17 protein-coding genes and 4 tRNA genes are annotated in these 18,166 nt (G+C 50.9%); 4 read left to right on the top strand and 17 right to left on the bottom strand.

Features of this window, described 5'->3' with window-relative positions; genetic code table 11:
- Positions 1-10 precede the first annotated feature (10 nt).
- Entirely contained in the window at positions 11-340 is a 330-nt protein-coding gene (gene clpS, locus QUD59_RS16795) for an ATP-dependent Clp protease adapter ClpS (RefSeq protein WP_434025368.1), read from the bottom strand.
- A gap of 250 nt (positions 341-590) precedes the next feature.
- On the opposite strand from clpS, the gene cspD reads away from it, so the two are divergent.
- Entirely contained in the window at positions 591-806 is a 216-nt protein-coding gene (gene cspD, locus QUD59_RS16790) for a cold shock domain-containing protein CspD (RefSeq protein ID WP_286238373.1), read from the top strand.
- Positions 807-893: 87 nt separating this feature from the next.
- Here the strand turns inward: cspD and icd are convergent, their stop codons facing one another.
- A complete protein-coding gene (gene icd, locus QUD59_RS16785; protein ID WP_286238370.1) occupies positions 894-2,147 on the bottom strand; it encodes an NADP-dependent isocitrate dehydrogenase in 1,254 nt (417 codons plus the stop codon).
- Between the two features lie 131 nt (positions 2,148-2,278).
- Between icd and QUD59_RS16780 the strand changes: the two genes are divergently transcribed.
- A complete protein-coding gene (locus QUD59_RS16780) occupies positions 2,279-2,914 on the top strand; it encodes a pseudouridine synthase (protein ID WP_286238369.1) in 636 nt (211 codons plus the stop codon).
- Here the strand turns inward: QUD59_RS16780 and QUD59_RS16775 are convergent.
- The 6 genes from QUD59_RS16775 to dsbD form a co-directional block, all read right to left on the bottom strand.
- Positions 2,911-3,078, bottom strand: a complete 168-nt coding sequence (locus tag QUD59_RS16775) for a YqaE/Pmp3 family membrane protein (protein ID WP_286238367.1) — start codon at positions 3,076-3,078, stop codon at positions 2,911-2,913. The genes QUD59_RS16780 and QUD59_RS16775 overlap by 4 nt on opposite strands.
- A gap of 41 nt (positions 3,079-3,119) precedes the next feature.
- The gene (locus QUD59_RS16770) at positions 3,120-3,860 is read right to left on the bottom strand and encodes an endonuclease (RefSeq protein ID WP_286238365.1); all 741 of its coding nucleotides are present in this window, start codon (positions 3,858-3,860) and stop codon (positions 3,120-3,122) included.
- A gap of 59 nt (positions 3,861-3,919) precedes the next feature.
- The gene (locus QUD59_RS16765) at positions 3,920-4,546 is read right to left on the bottom strand and encodes a uracil-DNA glycosylase family protein (protein ID WP_286238364.1); all 627 of its coding nucleotides are present in this window, start codon (positions 4,544-4,546) and stop codon (positions 3,920-3,922) included.
- Positions 4,539-5,024: a paraquat-inducible protein A gene (locus QUD59_RS16760; RefSeq protein ID WP_286238362.1), complete on the bottom strand. Its 486-nt coding sequence runs from the start codon at positions 5,022-5,024 to the stop codon at positions 4,539-4,541. The genes QUD59_RS16765 and QUD59_RS16760 overlap by 8 nt, the downstream gene beginning before the upstream one ends.
- Positions 5,025-5,109: 85 nt before the next feature.
- Positions 5,110-6,204 (bottom strand): SPM autocatalytic domain-containing protein, encoded by a 1,095-nt coding sequence (locus tag QUD59_RS16755; RefSeq protein ID WP_286238361.1) that lies wholly within the window; start codon positions 6,202-6,204, stop codon positions 5,110-5,112.
- A gap of 526 nt (positions 6,205-6,730) precedes the next feature.
- A complete protein-coding gene (gene dsbD / locus QUD59_RS16750; protein WP_286238360.1) occupies positions 6,731-8,590 on the bottom strand; it encodes a protein-disulfide reductase DsbD in 1,860 nt (619 codons plus the stop codon).
- 377 nt (positions 8,591-8,967) lie between these two features.
- Between dsbD and QUD59_RS16745 the strand changes: the two genes are divergently transcribed.
- Positions 8,968-10,035 carry a 3-deoxy-7-phosphoheptulonate synthase gene (locus QUD59_RS16745; RefSeq protein ID WP_286238359.1) on the top strand — a complete coding sequence of 356 codons (1,068 nt, stop codon included), beginning with the start codon at positions 8,968-8,970 and terminating at the stop codon, positions 10,033-10,035.
- A gap of 62 nt (positions 10,036-10,097) precedes the next feature.
- Here the strand turns inward: QUD59_RS16745 and QUD59_RS16740 are convergent, their stop codons facing one another.
- From QUD59_RS16740 to QUD59_RS16705, 8 genes are all read right to left on the bottom strand, one after another.
- The gene (locus QUD59_RS16740; protein ID WP_286238358.1) at positions 10,098-11,126 is read right to left on the bottom strand and encodes an Hpt domain-containing protein; all 1,029 of its coding nucleotides are present in this window, start codon (positions 11,124-11,126) and stop codon (positions 10,098-10,100) included.
- A 171-nt stretch (positions 11,127-11,297) separates the two neighbouring features.
- Positions 11,298-12,587, bottom strand: coding sequence for an ATP-dependent protease ATP-binding subunit ClpX (gene clpX, locus QUD59_RS16735; RefSeq protein ID WP_286238356.1), 1,290 nt, complete (start codon positions 12,585-12,587; stop codon positions 11,298-11,300).
- 126 nt (positions 12,588-12,713) lie between these two features.
- Positions 12,714-13,340, bottom strand: coding sequence for an ATP-dependent Clp endopeptidase proteolytic subunit ClpP (gene clpP / locus QUD59_RS16730; RefSeq protein ID WP_286238354.1), 627 nt, complete (start codon positions 13,338-13,340; stop codon positions 12,714-12,716).
- A gap of 173 nt (positions 13,341-13,513) precedes the next feature.
- A complete protein-coding gene (gene tig, locus QUD59_RS16725) occupies positions 13,514-14,848 on the bottom strand; it encodes a trigger factor (protein ID WP_286238353.1) in 1,335 nt (444 codons plus the stop codon).
- Positions 14,849-15,100: 252 nt separating this feature from the next.
- Positions 15,101-15,176, bottom strand: a tRNA-His gene (locus QUD59_RS16720).
- Positions 15,177-15,194: 18 nt separating this feature from the next.
- Positions 15,195-15,279, bottom strand: a tRNA-Leu gene (locus QUD59_RS16715).
- Positions 15,280-15,294: 15 nt separating this feature from the next.
- Positions 15,295-15,370, bottom strand: a tRNA-His gene (locus QUD59_RS16710).
- Between the two features lie 23 nt (positions 15,371-15,393).
- Positions 15,394-15,470: transfer RNA gene (locus tag QUD59_RS16705), tRNA-Arg, on the bottom strand.
- A gap of 368 nt (positions 15,471-15,838) precedes the next feature.
- Here QUD59_RS16705 and folD point away from each other — a divergent pair.
- Positions 15,839-16,696, top strand: coding sequence for a bifunctional methylenetetrahydrofolate dehydrogenase/methenyltetrahydrofolate cyclohydrolase FolD (gene folD, locus QUD59_RS16700; protein ID WP_286238352.1), 858 nt, complete (start codon positions 15,839-15,841; stop codon positions 16,694-16,696).
- A gap of 65 nt (positions 16,697-16,761) precedes the next feature.
- Here folD and cysS read toward each other — a convergent pair whose 3' ends face one another.
- Entirely contained in the window at positions 16,762-18,147 is a 1,386-nt protein-coding gene (gene cysS, locus QUD59_RS16695; RefSeq protein ID WP_286238349.1) for a cysteine--tRNA ligase, read from the bottom strand.
- Between the last annotated feature and the right edge of the window lie 19 nt (positions 18,148-18,166).

Raw genomic sequence — 18,166 nt, 5'->3', positions numbered from 1 at the left:
ACGGCTCCTTTCAGACTTTCTCAACTTCACATAACAGAGGATGACTATTGTCTCTGGCATATTGATTAACTATAGCTGCTTTAGTTTCAGCCACATCACGGGTAAATATCCCGCAAACTCCTTTTCCCTGAGTATGGACCGAAAGCATCACCTGTGTCGCCTTTTCCTGGTCCATAGAAAAAAACATCATCAGCACAGCCACAACAAAATCCATTGGGGTGTAATCATCATTGATCAGCACAACCCGATACATGGGCGGCTTTTTTAATTGCGGTTTAGCCTCCTCTGTGACAAGCCCATGGTCAAAATGATCCTGATCCGGTTGATCTTCATTAGACATTCTAATGGTTGTTCCGTTTAAACCTATAAACATTGATGTAAGTCTTCTAATTTCTTGTACTACAATTTATTATGGTAAACGATCAAGAATTAGCCAGGCATACCGGCCTTACATTTTTGATCTGGGGCAGGATAGGTTCACCCCTGATGTACCTGCAAGTATATGAAACTACCTTAAGTGTCATTCTAGCACCAATGGGTAGGACGTTCAGGTTAGTAATCCAGATGTTTATTGGATACGGGAGTGATTTATGCAGACAGGGAAAGTAAAGTGGTTCAACAATTCTAAAGGGTACGGTTTTATCCTATCCGACGAACATGAAGAGGATCTCTTTGCCCATTATTCTGCGATCGACGTAGATGGTTACAAAAGCCTCAAAGCTGGCCAGAAGGTCGAGTTTGAAACCAAACCAGGACCCAAGGGAACCCACGCAGTCCAGATTAAACCCTTAGAAACACAACAATAATAAGCCAACAACTTATGCTGACACCCCAAAAAAACCAGCAAGGCTGGTCTTTTTGGGGGACACTTTTTACAGCCAATCGCTGCTGAGTTACATATTTGCGATAATCGCATCGCCAAATTCAGATGAAGACAACAGTGTTGCCCCCTGCATTAAGCGTTCAAAATCGTATGTGACGGTTTTCGCACCAATCGCACCATCCATCCCTTTGATGACCAGATCTGCTGCTTCGCTCCACCCCAGGTGGCGCAGCATCATCTCTGCAGACAGAATCAAAGACCCCGGGTTGACCATATCCTTGCCCGCATATTTAGGCGCCGTTCCGTGTGTCGCCTCAAAGATCGCCACACTATCTGAGAGGTTCGCTCCCGGAGCAATTCCGATCCCCCCCACTTCTGCGGCCAGCGCATCAGACAGATAGTCACCATTCAGATTCAGGGTGGCAACCACATCATACTCAGCCGGGCGGAGTAAGATCTGCTGCAGCATCGCATCAGCGATCACATCTTTAACAATGATCTGTTTTCCATTCTGCGGATTTTTGAACTGCATCCAGGGGCCTCCATCCAATGGCTCCGCCGCAAATTCATCCCGTGCCAGCTCATAGCCCCAGTCTTTAAAAGCCCCTTCGGTAAACTTCATAATGTTTCCTTTATGGACAAGCGTCAGGGAATCACGGTCATTGTCGATACAGTACTGCAGCGCTTTTCTGACCAGCCGCTTGGTACCCTCTTCAGACACCGGTTTGATACCGATACCGCAGTTCTGATCGAAGCGAATTTTGCTGACACCCATCTCCTCTTTCAGGAAACGGATCACTTTATCGGCCTCAGGACTGCCCGCTTTCCACTCGACACCCGCGTAAATATCTTCTGAATTCTCGCGATAGATCACCATATCGACATCTTCAGGTTTAATAACCGGGCTTGGTACACCTTTAAACCACCGTACCGGTCTCTGGCAGACATACAGATCCAGCTCCTGGCGAAGTGCCACATTGAGGGATCGAATGCCTCCACCTACCGGCGTGGTCAACGGCCCCTTAATGCCTACAACAAACTCTTTAAAAGCTCTCAGAGTCTCATCCGGCAGCCAGGTATCCTGATCATAAACTGCAGTCGCTTTTTCACCCGCATAGACCTCCATCCAGGCGATCTGTCTTCGGCCACCGTAAGCTTTATTCACGGCATAATCGACCACCTTCAGCATGGGTGGAGTAACATCCACGCCAATTCCGTCACCGACAATATAAGGGATGATTGGTTTATCAGGTACAACCAGTGAATAATCCTGATTGACTGAAATTTTCTCACCTTCTGGAATCGAAATTTTGCTGTATCCCATGCAAATGCTCCATCTGATTAAACGGCCTGATACTCTATGGCCTGAGAGTGTTATTATTGTGCGAACAGACTCAGTATAGATCAGCCAACCGCCTTCAATCCGATCCAGATACTTTTTATCAGCCAGAACCGATGTCAGAACTGCTCCTTTTTAACAAGCCTTTTCAGGTACTTACCCAATTTACCAGTGATGATGGCAAGTCCACCCTCGCCGACTACATCCAGCGTCCCGGCTTCTATGCTGCGGGACGTCTTGACTATGATTCAGAGGGCCTGCTCATTCTGACCAACAAAGGCCCGGTACAGCATCATCTGGCCAGCCCGGCAACCAAGCTGGAGAAAACTTATTGGGTTCAGGTAGAAGGTGCTATCAGCGAAGCAGCGCTTCGACAGCTCAGGGAAGGCGTTGAACTTAAAGACGGCCTCACCCTACCGGCCGGAGCCATAGAGATACCGGCACCGGATCTGTGGCCGAGGAATCCACCGATACGCGAGCGGAAGAACATTCCTACAAGCTGGCTTGAGCTGAAGATTACTGAGGGCAAAAACCGTCAGGTACGACGGATGACCGCAGCGGTAGGTTTTCCGACACTGCGCCTGATTCGTTACGCCATTGGTGAATGGACACTGGATAAACTGCAACCGGGCGAAGCCCGGACTCTGGAAGTGGAGCTGAAACTGAAGCCCCGGGCCTTTAATAGCGGGCAGAAGCGGCGACGATCACCCCAGGCTAACCGTCGCAGCGGACAAAATAAACGTCGGCGTTAACCTTTCTGGTTGGTTACCACCAGCCAGACGGCATGCAGGATTCCCGGGAACCAGCCTAACAGGCATAGCAGCAGGTTAATAATAAAATGCTTGCTGGTGCCCACCTGTAAGAAGGCACCGAGTGGTGGCAGTAAAATTGCCAGAATCAGATTCACAATATTCATTCATATTCCCTCAAAAAACAGCAAGGCTAGACCGTTAACGATTAATCCGTACTTAATAGCCGCCTCAGGCCTGCAAGCACAGACGACTCCTTCACTGTAACTGATTCGGCACCGTCGACATAGGGGTTAGCATTGCCCTGTATCCTGCTGATTCGCAGATTACGCTCCTTTTCCCACGCATCGACCGGGTCCTGTCGATCCCAGACCGAGAATAGCTTCTCCTGCTTTGAACTGATTTTTATCCCGTAGCGATCCCGCATGTAAAAATAGGTTCGCGCTATATCTCCGCGTATCTGCTCAGGGGGCTCAACTTTTCGGGCTTTAAAATCGATCTCCACATCACAGCGACCGTACACCCGGGACTCGCCGGGTAACATGCCAAAGCTGTAATTAGAACGATCTCCGTTGACCTCACCTACAGCGGGAACCAGATTATGCATATCCCCTTCCATCTGTACGAAACGCGGATCTTTCCGGCAGGCTTTACGTCCACCCTCCTGCCAGCACTGTAACTGATGCCCAAACGCCCAGGCCGGCATCACATGCTCCCACTCGATCCGGTTCGCACGATTGGCATTTTTTCTTGGCTGGTAGCCACAGCCAGCCAGTGCGGGTTTTAATTTCTTACCCTGTTTGTAATATTCACAGCCGCAATAAAAGCTGGTTTGGTTGTCAGCATAAATAACTGCCAACTGCTTCTTCGACTGACTGAATGTGTGTGGTTTATCTGCCAGCGCCATTGCCGGCAGAAGGAGCGCGATACTCACTAACTGCTTGCGCATTTAACTTCCTTTAACTGACACTCCCTGCCGGTTACAGCTCCCTGCGTATAAAAGACAAATCAGAGCCGCGTCTGATGTAACAGCAGCTCCATTCCCTGAATAAAATCCTGCTTGCCGCCATAAGATGGATGGCGAATATATGCGACGGAACGCTGCGGGAACATTTTCTGCACAGAATCAGCACCCTTGCGTCCCAGCCCGGCGATATATTCAGGTTGATACAAATCAACCAGCTCAGTCAGATAGCTCATCCCCTCCTCCTGCTCAAGCCGGTTCGGTGCCCGATTCTTCTTCTGCACCCGGGATGGATGCGGGTGAAATGGAAACGCATTCCAGAACAGAGGGACGATCGATTTTCCGCTAAGGTAGTTCCAGACAATCGATGCGGTATTTTCATGGCTCAGGTCAGAAGGGTCTAACTCAATCTGCGAAGCCAACGCCTTGAGAAACGGGTGCTGAATGTCACTGAACAAACGCCCGCTGGAGAACGGAATGCCAGTCAGCCGGCACCCCTTAAACCCGGGCGCTTCGCCTACCAGCATGACCCGCGGCCCTGACTGGGCGAACACCAGCTCAAGATAACGTTGCAGGTTAGCCAGTTTGAAAGGTTCGCGGTAAGGATTAAATACGGTCAGGGAGTTTTTGCGTTTCGCCAGCCGGGTATAGAACGGGCCTAACTCATCCATCACTTAACTTCACAAGGTATCGGGTTAACAACATAATTAAAAGCACTGCCAACGCAAAGATATACAGCCCCCAATGGACCTCGACCGAAACCAGCGCACCCAGTTTGACAGTCACAATCAATACAGCCACGACCATCACATCCAGCATCGCCCAGCGTCCGTATTCGTGCATCCAGTGCAGCCATTTTCGCTGCTGAGCGGCAGGTTGAGTCTGGTCTGTAAGACGATACAGCAACCATAACTTGGCGACAGGCAAGGCCACGCTGAACATAAAGATGAGCACCCCCAGCAGATACTCACCCTCAACAAACAGACTCTGCACCCCACCCAGCACCGAAAATGAGCTGGCAAAAAAGTAGAACTGGCTCATGGTCAGCATAGGCGAGACCAGCCCCAGCAACAGAATCACACCTGTCGCAAAGATGGCAGTACGGAGCAGGCGGATCTGAACGACTGTCAGAGGCAGATTATCAGGCATCAGTGATGCATCTCCCGGGAAAAATCAGCGGCTATTGTATAGTAAAGCCCGGACACAGTCCCGGTGACTGGCCCGGGCTTGTGACTCAGACCACCATATCAATCTGCTGCAGGGTGCCTACCTCACCTGCTTCCGTCAGATAGATACCGCTGGCACGAACCCGGCCATTGTGCTGATTCTCTTCCCCTTTGATATCAAACGGCGTTTCTGTTGAACCCAGATAGATCGCCCCTATATCCCGCTCCGCCAGAGTTTCCAGGGTTTCACCCGATTCTGTTTTACTCCAGAGCAGCAGTTCATCATAGATCGAATCCGCTTCATCAATGTACTGGTTACCATCTTCATCATAAGCTGACAGATCGGCGAAACCATTGCCACTAAGCGCACCAAACAGCTCAGAACCATCGTTGATGATGCCATCTTCATTGCGATCAATGGCCAGCATCGCACTGTTCCCGGCAAGATAACTGATCAGCTCCTGATCACCATCCGCATCCAGATCAAACTCATATTTTTCGTCACTCAGATCGGCTGCATTACCATCAAAGTTGAGGATTAACGGATCCGTAAAGACCACCTCCCGGGTCTCCTCATATTCACGGGTTGCGCTATAGCTTCGTTCCATCTTTAGATCGAGCGCGAACTCGATCTCCCGCCCATCGGCAGTGGTCACCCGTCCGCAACTGTTGAACGCTGTACATTCGTACTCACTGATACTCTCCTCCACTCTGAAGGAAAGCTCGAGGCTAACCGGTGACAGCCTGATCGGTTGTGTTGGAGCCTGCTCAGTTGCGGCGCCAGCCGGTAACTCAATGGGTTCTGACTGCGTAACAGAACGGTTTTGCGGATGGAGGGCACTCAACAGAATCTGGAGCAGACGTTCACGATAAAGACTCTGCTGCTCTTCCATGGTGGAATCAGACTCGGCTGTTCTGAACTGCAAACCCTGATCTGTCAGCACCAGAACTGAGGGCGCGGTGCCATTCTCTTCCGGCGTATCATTTAGCTGCGTAAACCATCCCGCATTCATAGACAGGGACTCGGATTGTGCCCGCTGTAACGCAAAACCAAAACCACTGATCTGATTATCACCGCCACTGATAACCTGACTGATCAGTTGGCTTTGCTCCACCTTCTCGTGCTCAACACCCATCTGTATATGACTTGATTGAATAATCATTACATCCTCCGGTAGATCCTGTTTTTGTTGCGTAAAAACCACCGTACCGCAGAGCCAGCTCCACAGCAGAAATCAAAATTCAGGGCGCAGAAAACCGGTTCTTGCTGAATGCAAAAACAAAAATTCCATCCCGGATTGAAAGGCGGTAAAGCCTTGCCTGTTTTCACTGATAAGCGGCAATACTCTCCCGCCCATCAGGCAACAGGCCTGAGGCTGATACGCAGTTAATTCATACGATAAATAACAATCTCATCTACTTCGTCAGGCACCCTCCACAACACAACAGCCAAGGCTTACGCGGTTTAGCTGATAGCCCAGACCGAAACGGCAGAGCCGTCACAGACTGTTCATTTCAACCTCACGCAGTCGCAACCTGCTGCAAACAAATTTTTAAGCCAGAAAGGTGTTTTGCAAAAACCAGGCCTGATCCTGAAACAGGAAGGCAATAAGCAGGAAATCGGCAGGTAAAAAAGAAAGGCGCCACACTGGGGTGGCGCCTCGGGGAATCATTATCAGATATATGCGATCAGATGGTACTGATGTGGGTGACAAAATCTTCAGGATCAACCACGCCGATTAACGTCTTGTTCGGCAAGTGCTCCCCATTGGCGTTGTAAAAAATGAGCGCCGGAGGGCCAATCAGAGAATAGGCCCGGTTTAAGGCTTTGGCTGCGCTGTCATTAGCCGTCACATCCACTTTGATCAGTTTGTAATGACCGAGTGCAGACTGAACCTGATTATCAGCGAAGGTATACACCTCCAGCTCGATGCAGGAGATACACCAATCCGCGTAAAAATCCAGCATGACCGGCTGGCCCGCTGCTCTGGCCTGCTCAAGCTGCTGCTCTAATCCGGCAGGCGTTGTGACTTTAACAAACGGCAGGGCTCGTTTCTCAGCAGCCTGTGTGCCGGCTACCCCCTGCAGTGGATAGAGCATACTGTTACTGCCCGAGAGCGCTCCGATCATCAGCGAAGCACCATAGATAAGCACAATCAGGCCAAACCCGCGAGCCAGCTTAACAACCGCGTGCTCTGTACGATCGCCGCGACTGAAAACCCCCATGTAAACGGATGACAGAATCAGCACAACGGCTGTCAGCCACATGGTTACAACCGTTGGCACGATACGATCCAGCATCCAGATCGCCATAAGCAGTAACAGCACGCCAAACACGGCTTTTACCTTCGCCATCCAGACCCCGGCATGCGGCAGCAGCTTCGCAGCAGAAGTACCGATCAGCAGCAACGGCACACCCATACCCAGGCTCATGGAAAATAACGCAGAACCACCCAGTACCGGATCACCACTCTGACCGATGTAGATCAGTGCCCCGGCAAGCGGAGCAGCCATGCAGGGCCCGACGATCAGCGCAGACAACAACCCCATCAGGGCAACACCGGTAAACGTGCCTCCCTTGCGGCTGTTGCTTGCCTGACTGAGACGGCTCTGCAAACCGGCATGCAACTGAAGCTCATAAAAACCGAACATAGAGAGCGCCAGCAAGACAAAGATCAGACTGAAACTGCCGATAATCCAGGGGTTCTGGAACATCGCCTGAAGGTTTTCACCAAACAGCCCGGCAAAAATCCCCGCCAGTGTATAGGTCACAGAGACTGCCAGAACATAAATCAGAGACAGCATAAAGCCACGGCCTGCGGACACCTTGCCGCCATGTCCGGCGATAATGCTGGAGAGAATCGGAATCATAGGAAAAACGCAGGGCGTGAAGGACAGCGCCAGCCCGGCAACAAAAAACGCCAGCAGGGTCAGGGCCAGATTGTCACCACTGAGCATGGCTGCGAAGCGATCCTGCTCGCTCAGGGTAACCGGAGTAACAGATACCCGGGCCTCCCCCGATGACTGAGCCTGATTTGATGTGTCCTTCTCAGAAGCGACCTGTGACAGCGCTTCATCACTGACCGGCGTTATACCCGTCAACCGTAGCTCCCGGGTTACGGGAGGGTAACAGATTCCCCCTTCCCAACAGCCCTGATAGGTGACAATCAGCGTAGCGTCCGTTGCCGTTTCGGATTCACTGGCCAGACTGAAATTCACTTCAGCCTGATTATGATAAACCCAGACCTGTCCAAACAGAGGATCATTCTTTTGTTCAGCCGGGCTGTTACTCCGTTGCAGAATACGGGTAGTCGTATCTGTTTTCAGTTCGATGCGATCCCGATACAGGTAGTAGTCATCAGGTATCTCCCAGAACAGCCGCAGATTGTTGCCCTGCTGAATATGGGTAAATTTAAACGCCTGATCCACTTCAAGAGGACCACTTTCAGAGAAGGGATTGCTATCAAACAGGCCGGCACTGGCCGTGAATGGAAAAATCAGAAGCAGAGTAAGAAGAAGCCGCCGCGGCAGGCAGAGAAGCTCGAACACAATAAATCCTATGAATTAGATGCCAGACGCCTGATTGACAACAGAAAAACGAATCAGTTCGATCCATCAGCTAAGGAACTACCTTGTATAAGATCCGGACATGGCTGCAAAGCATTTCCTTGATTGTGAATCATCACTCAAGCCAGAGTGCCTGCACAACATATTCGCAAGCTCCCTGAGCGATTTGCGCCATTGTACCACGGCTGTTCCGACAAGCAGCAGAAAGCACTGGCTCAGATCAGAATTAACGAAGATTAACCCAGGCGTCTACTTATAACCTGCATAGCTTTATGGTAAAACAGGTCTCACCATGACAAAGAGTCCAGAGAGCCACTAAAACAAAGCGTTAAAGGCCCTCTACTGCAGGATAAGTAATAATGACCGATACACGCGTTGAAGATTTAAATATCGAATCCAATACCGTCCTGGTTTCACCGGACGCCCTGAAAGCTGAACTGCCAATCTCTGAAAAAGCTGCTGCTGCCGTAATGCAGGGCCGCGAAGTGGTGAGAAACATTCTTGACCGCAAGGACCCGCGCCTGTTCGTTGTAATCGGGCCTTGTTCTATCCATGATGTTGATGCTGCGATCGAGTACGGCAAAAAACTGCAGGAACTGCAGGAAAAGGTTAAAGACTCTCTCTATCTGGTGATGCGTGTGTATTTCGAGAAGCCCCGGACTACCGTGGGCTGGAAAGGCCTGATCAACGATCCACACCTTAACGACTCCTTCGAAATTGAAGAGGGCCTGCACATCGCCCGTAAACTGCTTATCGATCTGTCGGAAATGGGCCTGCCTCTGGCGACCGAAGCACTCGACCCGATCTCCCCTCAGTATCTGCAGGATCTGATCTCCTGGTCTGCAATCGGTGCCCGCACCACAGAATCACAGACTCACCGCGAGATGTCTTCCGGCCTCTCCTGTGCCGTGGGTTTCAAAAACGGAACCGATGGCGGCCTCGACGTAGCAACCAACGCTTTGAAATCTGTCAGCGCTCCACACCGCTTCCTGGGAATTAACGCTGAAGGTCAGGTTTCCATCGTCCACACCAAAGGTAACCAGTACGGTCACGTCGTACTGCGCGGTGGCGGCGGTAAACCTAACTATGATTCGGTGAATGTGGCGATCTGTGAACAGGCGCTGGAAAAAGCCGGTCTGGCTAACAACATCATGATCGACTGCAGCCACGCAAACTCCAGCAAAGACCCTGCTCTGCAGCCACTGGTCGCCGAAAACGCAGCCAACCAGATTCTTGAGGGCAACCAGTCCATCGTTGGCCTGATGATTGAGAGCCACCTGAACTGGGGCAATCAGTCCATCCCTGAAAATCTGGATGATCTGGCCTACGGCGTTTCTGTTACTGATGCCTGCATCGACTGGGAAACCACCGAGAAATGCCTGCTGGATATGAATGATAAACTCAAAGGGGTTCTGCCACAGCGCTAAACCCTGAGCAGAGCACAACAGACATTAAAAAACGCAGCCCGGGCTGCGTTTTTTTTGTGCCATTACAGCATCAACGCTGCAGGGTCATCCCGGGCGATCTGAACCAGCGCCTCAACCAGTTGCGGGTCAAACCGGGCACCGATTTCAGCGTGTACCAGGCTGACGCTTTTGGCGACTGCGATTTTCTCACGAAAATCCCGTTTCAACCGCAGATAGCTCTGCTGATAGAAGCGCAAGATTGACAGAATCATGCTGCCAGCGGGCACCCGCTCAGCTTTCAGCCCCTTAGGTCCTTTACCATCAAACCGCTCGTGGGAATAAACAATCATCACTGCCGCGCGCTGCCAGCCCTCACCAATCCGAAGGAACCCCGCAGAAATCTCGAGCTGTTCTTCCGCTTTCTGTCGTTCCCATTGGGGTGAATCAGGGCTGAGGTCAAACACCGGTGAAGCAACAAATTTGCTGCCAAGATTAAGCATACTCAAAGCGGCAGATAACTGATCCGGTTCCTCTTCCTGAGCATGCAGAGCATTAAGGCGCAAGGCCAGCGCCTGAAGCTTAGCCAGATCACCACGGTGCTGGACAGACTTAGCCTGCATGATGTGGGCAATACGCTGCATAAACTCAAGTGCAGCAAAGTCATCTCTTAATGGCTGCTCATCAAGACGCTGCATTACCTTATCACTGAGACTCTCAGCGCTTGAGAGCAAACCACTGAAGCTGTCCAGCGCGTGCTGTATCTCCTGATCTCTGAGCTTGTCTTTAGCGTCATATACCCGGGATACGCCTTTTTCCAGCACCAGAATGTCCGCTTCACGAATCTCATCACCGGCAACGACCTGGGCCACCAACTGCTCAAGCCGGGCAAATATCAGCGTGATGAATTCACCAAGCGGTGGCGTGTAAGCAGCGCCCCCTTTACGGATCTCTGCCACAATATCTTCCAGCAGGTGACAGACATCGGCAATGCCATCGAGAAAAACCATATGACAGTTGCCCTTCACCGAATGAACAGCACGGAACATCTCATGCACCACTGACTCATCGTAACGACAGTTAAGGGTGCTGAAGCAGTGATCAAGCTCCTCCATCGCCTCCTTAAAACTGCTGTAAAACTCTGTTTTCAGCTCCTGGTTTAACCCCTGGAATGCACTGCTGTTATCCCTTCCCATGGACCACCGCTTCTATAAATAAGTTATTGAGCATAAATAAAAAAAGGATAGCAAAGCTATCCTTTTTTAAAACCACTAATCGATCAGCAATTAGTCTTCAGGTACCGCTTTTTGCTGTTCCGCATTCTCATAAATCAGGATCGGATCGTTTTCGGCGTTAATAACACCCTCATCAATCACCACCTTGCTGATGTTATCCATGGACGGGAGCTGGTACATAATATCCAGCAGGGTCGCTTCCATGATGGAACGCAGGCCACGGGCACCGGTCTTGCGCTCCAGCGCCTTACGGGCAACAGCATGCAATGCACCTTCGCGGAAATCAACCTCAGCACCTTCCATATCAAACAGCGCAGCATACTGCTTAGTCAGGCTGTTCTTAGGCTCAGTCAGAATCTGAATCAGCGCATCCTCATCCAGCTCAGCCAGCGTAGCAATCATGGGCAGACGACCCACAAACTCAGGAATCAGACCATATTTAACCAGGTCTTCGGCTTCGAGTTCACGCAAGCTGTCAGACACGGTTTTTTCTTCATCCTTGCTCTTAACCACCGCACTGAAGCCAATAGAGCTTTTCTCAGAACGATCGCGGATAATCTGCTCAAGGCCGGCAAAGGCGCCGCCACAGATAAACAGGATGTTAGAGGTATCAACCTGCAGGAACTCCTGCTGCGGGTGCTTACGGCCACCCTGAGGCGGTACCGAAGCAACCGTACCCTCAATCAGTTTCAGCAGAGCCTGCTGAACACCCTCACCGGACACGTCACGGGTGATTGATGGATTATCAGATTTACGGGAAATCTTGTCGATCTCATCAATGTAAACAATGCCCAACTGGGCCTTCTCCACATCATAATCACACTTCTGCAGGAGCTTCTGAATGATGTTTTCGACATCTTCACCCACATAACCGGCTTCGGTCAGCGTGGTTGCATCGGCAATGGTGAAAGGTACATTCAGCAAACGAGCCAGCGTCTGTGCCAGCAGAGTCTTGCCGCTACCGGTTGGACCGATCAGCAGAATATTACTCTTGCCAAGTTCCACACCACTTTTACTGCTCTTCTGGAAACGCAGGCGCTTATAGTGGTTGTAAACGGCCACTGCCAACACTTTCTTCGCCTGCTCCTGGCCGATGACATATTCATCAAGCGCAGCGCTCAGCTCCGCAGGCGTTGGCAGGTGGTCAGAATCCTCCTGAGGCTCTGCGTCCTGAATCTCTTCCCGAATGATGTCGTTACACAAATCAACACATTCGTCACAGATAAAAACGGAAGGGCCGGCGATCAGCTTACGTACTTCATCCTGGCTCTTACCGCAGAATGAGCAATAGAGCAGCTTGCCGCTGTCATCTCCGTCTTTTCCGTTGATTTCGTCGGTCATTCGACTTCCTCGTATCTCTTACTCCGGGCTATACCCGGTATATTGTTACTTAGAAGCGCCCTTTCAACCCCGAAGGTACGAAGCCAGGCAAACTTCTTTCAGTATAGTAACAATTTACTCTCTGACTTATTCCGCGTTACGACGATCCAGTACGTCGTCAATCAGACCGTACTCTTTGGCCGCATAAGGGTCCATAAAGTTATCACGGTCGGTATCCCGGGAGATGGTCTCCAGATCCTGACCGGTATGCTCTGCCAGCAGGGTATTCAGTTTATGGCGGATGCTGAGAATCTCTTTTGTATGGATCTCGATATCCGTAGCCTGACCCTGATAGCCACCCAGCGGCTGATGAATCATAACCCGTGAGTTTGGCAGCGCAAAACGCTTACCTTCTGCACCACCGGCAAGCAGGAACGCACCCATACTCGCCGCCTGACCCAGACACATCGTGCTGACATCCGGCTTGATGAACTGCATGGTGTCATAGATCGACATACCGGCAGTCACAGAACCACCCGGTGAATTGATATACAGATGAATATCTTTATCTGGATTTTCCGCTTCGAGGAACAGCAACTGAGCCACAACCAGATTCGCCATGTGATCTTCGACCGGTCCTACCAGAAAGATCACCCGCTCTTTTAACAGACGGGAGTAGATGTCATAAGCACGTTCACCACGCGCAGACTGCTCTACTACCATAGGTACCAGACTACTCAGGATATCTGAGCCACCTTTACCAAATTCCGCCATGTATCACTCCTTAAAACGGAAATTACCTTAATTCAGGCTACCGATAATACTACGTTGACCGGTTCAGACAAGGGCTGAAAGCACCAACCGGGTTTATCGGCCGCCAAATAGCAAAAAACGACAGCCAGCAGCGGCTGACTGTCGTTTCGTGTAAGCAAAAGATGCGTCGCTGATTACTCAGCAGCTTCCTCTTCAGCCTGAGCCTGCTGCTCTGGCTTGATCGCATCTTCGTAGCTGACTTCAACTTCGGACACCTTAGCAGAAGCCAGAAGCTGGTCTACAACCTGCTCTTCCAGAACCAGACCTTTGATCTGACCCAGCATCTCTTCGTTGCCCATGTACCAGTCGATTACCTGCTGTGGATCCTGGTAAGTCTCAGCCATCTCTTCCAGCGTGCTGCGAACGCGATCTTCGTCAGCTTCCAGTTCACCGGACTTGATCACTTCCTGCATCAGCAGACCGATCTTAACGCGACGCTCAGCCTGCTCGCTGAACATCTCTTTAGGCAGCATGTTAGGATCCATGTCAGAGTCAGGACCTGCGAACTGAGTGATCGCCTGACGACGCAGCGCATCAATCTCGTTGTCTACCAGTGCTGCTGGTACATCTACCGGGTTAACTTCCAGCAGCTTGCTGAATACCTGATCTTTCAGCTTCATTTTCAGAGCCTGCTTCAGCTCGCGCTCCATGTTCTTGCGAACTTCAGAACGGAAGGCTTCTTCAGTTTTCTCTTCCAGACCGAATTTTTCGAAGAACTCTTCGTTCAGTTCAGCCGGGATCTGCTCAGAAACCGTGTGTACCTTAACCTTAAATACAGCGTCTTTACCTTTCAGGTTTTCAGCCTGATAGTATTCAGGGAAAGTAACGTTCAGCTCAACATCATCGCCTGCTTTAGCGCCAACCAGACCGGTTTCGAAACCCGGGATCATGGTGTTGGAACCCAGCACCAGATCCATGCCTTCGCCTTTACCGCCGTCGAATGCTTCGCCATCTACAAAGCCTTCGAAGTCGATGCGAACACGGTCAGTCTGCGCAGCTTCACGCTCAACTTCAGCCCAGTCTGCCTGCTGCTTACGCAGCGTGTCGATCATCTGATCCAGATCGGCATCTTTAACTTCTGCAGTTTTCTTTTCTACTTCAGCAGAAGAGAAATCAGCCAGTTCGATCTGCGGGTAAACTTCGAACTTAGCGGTGTATTCCAGGTTCTCGCCTTCAGCATCTTTAGTGAATTCGATCGCTGGTGTACCTGCCGGATTAATCTCTTCCTGCTGCAGTGCCTGGTAGAAGGTTTCCTGAACCACCTGACCCAGAACCTCTTCACGGATACCTTTGCCGTAGCGCTGTTTAACTACTTTCGCTGGTACCTTACCTGGACGGAAACCATCGATGCGTACTGTGCGTGCAGTCTGCTGGATGCGCTTGTTAACATCCTGATCGATGCGCTCTGCTGGTACGGAAACCGTCATCAGGCGCTCTAGGCCAGAAGTCGTTTCAACGGAAACTTGCATGTAATGCCTCACAAATAAAATTACTTGTACTGAATAATCTTCCACAGACCGGCGAATCAAAACGCCCCTTGATCTGCACAGCGACCCGCGCAAACGGGTAAAATCAAAGCGCGAAATTTTCCGGCAAGCGGCTAAATTAGTCAAGTTTACCGGGCAAAATAAAATTCAGGAACTGAAATTAACTCGCGCAAAAACAGAATATGCGCAAAGAGATGCAACAAACAGGAAAAAGCAAAGAAAGACAAAGGGGAATGGGGTGGATAATGGGGCTCGAACCCACGACCGCCGGAATCACAATCCGGAGCTCTACCAACTGAGCTATACCCACCACTGCAGAACTTGCAAATGGTGCGGACGGAGAGACTCGAACTCTCACACCGTGAGGCACCAGAACCTAAATCTGGCGTGTCTACCAATTCCACCACGTCCGCATAGAGACTGAGAAATGGGGTGGATAATGGGGCTCGAACCCACGACCGCCGGAATCACAATCCGGAGCTCTACCAACTGAGCTATACCCACCACTACTTTCTCATACTGACAAATGGCACGCCCACCAGGACTCGAACCTGGAACCTACGCCTTAGAAGGGCGTTGCTCTATCCAGTTGAGCTATAGGCGCCCGACTCATTGCCAGTCTCTTAAAGCTTACACTTAAACAGTGCTGTTTAGCAGCTATTTGAGTGCCTCGCCCTAAGGAGGTGCGCATAATATACAGCTCATTTTTGGTCGTCAACACTTTTTTTTATCTTTTAAAATAAAAGAGTTAGATTGAACAACATCTGTGCAATCGCGCTTATATCACAACCAGACCGTTAGTATAGCAGCTCCCTGCCCTGCCAATCAGCAGCCCCCTGCCACAGGGCAAAACCGGCAATATGCAATTATCCGGCAGCGGCATAACCCAATTTCTAAAACCCGCTTGGCGCAAAAACCCAACCATGAGAGAATTCACACCAGATAAAATTACTAAAGGAATCTCCCTTTAATATGAGCGCGCAAATAATCGACGGCAAACAGATTGCCGCAGACGTACGCCGTCAGGTTGCTGAAGGTGTACAGCAACGAATCGACAGCGGTAAACCAGCCCCCTGCCTGGCTGTAATTCTGGTAGGCATGGACCCGGCATCACAGGTCTATGTACGTAACAAGAAAAATGCATGCAGTGAAGTGGGGTTTGAATCCCGCTCTTTTGATCTGCCTGCAGAAACCAGCCAGCAGGAGCTGCTGGATCTGGTAGATGAACTGAACAACGACACCTCCGTCAACGGCATTCTGGTTCAGCTTCCCCTGCCTGAGCATCTCGACAGTAACGAAATTCTCGAGCGTATCCGTCCTGACAAAGACGTTGATGGTTTCCATGCCTTTAACCTGGGACGCCTGGCACAGCGCATGCCAGTCCTGCGCCCGTGCACACCTAAAGGCGTGATGACCCTTCTTGAATCAACCGGTCAGGATCTGCATGGTATGGAAGCTGTCGTTGTTGGTGCCTCCAATATCGTCGGCCGTCCCATGACACTTGAGCTGCTACTTGCCGGCTGCACCGTCACCACGACTCACCGCTTCACCCGTGATCTGGAAGCGCATGTTCGCCGTGCTGACCTGGTGGTCGTCGGTGTTGGTATCCCCAATCTGGTCAAGGGAGAATGGATCAAACCGGGTGCCACTGTGATTGATGTAGGCATCAACCGTCTCGATGATGGCCGCCTTGTTGGCGACGTTGGCTATGAAGCCGCAGCAGAACGTGCGGGCTTTATTACTCCGGTACCGGGCGGCGTGGGCCCAATGACCGTGGCCACTCTGATGGAAAACACACTGGAAGCCGCTAACAAGCAGGACGCCAGATAAAACCTGCGGGATCCGAGCATTAAAAAAGGCAGCCATTGGCTGCCTTTTTTATGTCTGACTGTTAATCAGGCTTCGCGGTACCAACTGGTTCCTTCGCGACTATCCTTGAGGATAACTCCCTGCGCTGCCAGCTCATCACGAATACGATCCGATTCAGCGAAGTTTTTCGCTTTTTTAGCTTCAGCTCGCTGCTCGATCAACGCCTCGATTTCGTCCGAACTCAGCTCACCCGCCTTATCTTCCCCTTTGAGGAAAGCATCCGCGTCCTGCTGCAGCAACCCGAGAATACCACCCAGACGCTTTAACTGGCCGGCCAGGGCCGCTGCTGATTCAGCACCCTCACGGGTTGCCTTGTTCAGTTCATTAACCAGTTCAAACAGAACAGAGACGGCTTTAGGTGTATTGAAGTCATCATTCATTGCCGCGATAAAACGGGCATCGAAATCATTATCAAGCTCAGCGTCAACCGCCTCAACACCGCGCAGCGCCTGATAGAAACGCTCCAGCATTACCCGCGCCTCTTTCAGGCTGTCTTCGCTGTAATCGATATAAGTACGGTAATGGACACGGGCGAGGAAGAATCGCACCACTTCCGCATTATATTTTTCCAGCACGTCACGGATCGTGAAAAAGTTGCCGAGTGATTTCGACATTTTCTCAGAATTTACCCGAACCGGGCCAGCATGCATCCAGGTATTCACGTAGGTGCAACCGTTAGCGGCTTCTGACTGAGCAATTTCATTCTCATGGTGCGGGAATGGCAGATCCGGTCCGCCACCATGGATATCAAAGGTATCACCCAGACAGCATTTTGACATCGCGGAGCACTCAATGTGCCAACCCGGACGCCCTTTACCCCATGGCGAATCCCAGCTTACTTCACCCTTTTTTGCTGCTTTCCAGAGAACGAAATCCAGCGGGCTCTCTTTAGCTTCACCCACCTCGACCCGTGCGCCAGAGCGAAGTTCATCAACATTCTTATTGGTCAGCTTGCCGTATTCCGCAAACTTCTCTACACGATAATAAACATCGCCGTTACTCGCCGCATAAGCGAAGCCCTTCTCGACCAGCGTCTCCACCAGCGCAATAATATCGCCGATATGCGCCGTTGCCCGGGGTTCCTGATCGGGGCGCAGTACAGACAGAGCCGTTTCATCCTCATGCATAGCTGCAATCATGCGCTCGGTCAGCTCGTGCGGCGCCTCACCGTTCTCGGCAGCACGCCTGATGATTTTGTCATCGACATCGGTAATGTTACGCACATACTCAACATCCCAACCCTGGGATCGCAGAAAACGTGTAATGACGTCAAAAGCAACCATGACCCGCGCATGACCAATATGACAGAGGTCATATACTGTCACGCCACACACGTACATCTTAATTTTGCCCTCTTGCAGAGGCTGGAAGGGTGCTTTCTCTTTGCTCAGTGTGTTGTAGATTTGCAGCATGGTTGCCTAACTTGATAAT

It is taken from the genome of Neptuniibacter halophilus (genome assembly GCF_030295765.1).
GTDB lineage: Bacteria > Pseudomonadota > Gammaproteobacteria > Pseudomonadales > Balneatricaceae > Neptuniibacter > Neptuniibacter halophilus.
Note: the sequence above shows the minus strand (reverse complement) of the source record. Positions and strands in the feature narration are given on the sequence as shown.

Bases quoted from the DNA above. Each gene is read 5' to 3' on its own strand.
- clpS (WP_434025368.1), bottom strand. From the start codon at position 340: ATGTCTAATGAAGATCAACCGGATCAGGATCATTTTGACCATGGGCTT.
- cspD (WP_286238373.1), top strand. From the start codon at position 591: ATGCAGACAGGGAAAGTAAAGTGGTTCAACAATTCTAAAGGGTACGGT.
- icd (WP_286238370.1), bottom strand. From the start codon at position 2,147: ATGGGATACAGCAAAATTTCGATTCCAGAAGGTGAGAAAATTTCAGTC.
- QUD59_RS16780 (WP_286238369.1), top strand. From the start codon at position 2,279: ATGTCAGAACTGCTCCTTTTTAACAAGCCTTTTCAGGTACTTACCCAA.
- QUD59_RS16775 (WP_286238367.1), bottom strand. From the start codon at position 3,078: ATGAATATTGTGAATCTGATTCTGGCAATTTTACTGCCACCACTCGGT.
- QUD59_RS16770 (WP_286238365.1), bottom strand. From the start codon at position 3,860: ATGCGCAAGCAGTTAGTGAGTATCGCGCTCCTTCTGCCGGCAATGGCG.
- QUD59_RS16765 (WP_286238364.1), bottom strand. From the start codon at position 4,546: ATGGATGAGTTAGGCCCGTTCTATACCCGGCTGGCGAAACGCAAAAAC.
- QUD59_RS16760 (WP_286238362.1), bottom strand. From the start codon at position 5,024: ATGCCTGATAATCTGCCTCTGACAGTCGTTCAGATCCGCCTGCTCCGT.
- QUD59_RS16755 (WP_286238361.1), bottom strand. From the start codon at position 6,204: ATGATTATTCAATCAAGTCATATACAGATGGGTGTTGAGCACGAGAAG.
- QUD59_RS16745 (WP_286238359.1), top strand. From the start codon at position 8,968: ATGACCGATACACGCGTTGAAGATTTAAATATCGAATCCAATACCGTC.
- QUD59_RS16740 (WP_286238358.1), bottom strand. From the start codon at position 11,126: ATGGAGGAGCTTGATCACTGCTTCAGCACCCTTAACTGTCGTTACGAT.
- clpX (WP_286238356.1), bottom strand. From the start codon at position 12,587: ATGACCGACGAAATCAACGGAAAAGACGGAGATGACAGCGGCAAGCTG.
- clpP (WP_286238354.1), bottom strand. From the start codon at position 13,340: ATGGCGGAATTTGGTAAAGGTGGCTCAGATATCCTGAGTAGTCTGGTA.
- tig (WP_286238353.1), bottom strand. From the start codon at position 14,848: ATGCAAGTTTCCGTTGAAACGACTTCTGGCCTAGAGCGCCTGATGACG.
- folD (WP_286238352.1), top strand. From the start codon at position 15,839: ATGAGCGCGCAAATAATCGACGGCAAACAGATTGCCGCAGACGTACGC.
- cysS (WP_286238349.1), bottom strand. From the start codon at position 18,147: ATGCTGCAAATCTACAACACACTGAGCAAAGAGAAAGCACCCTTCCAG.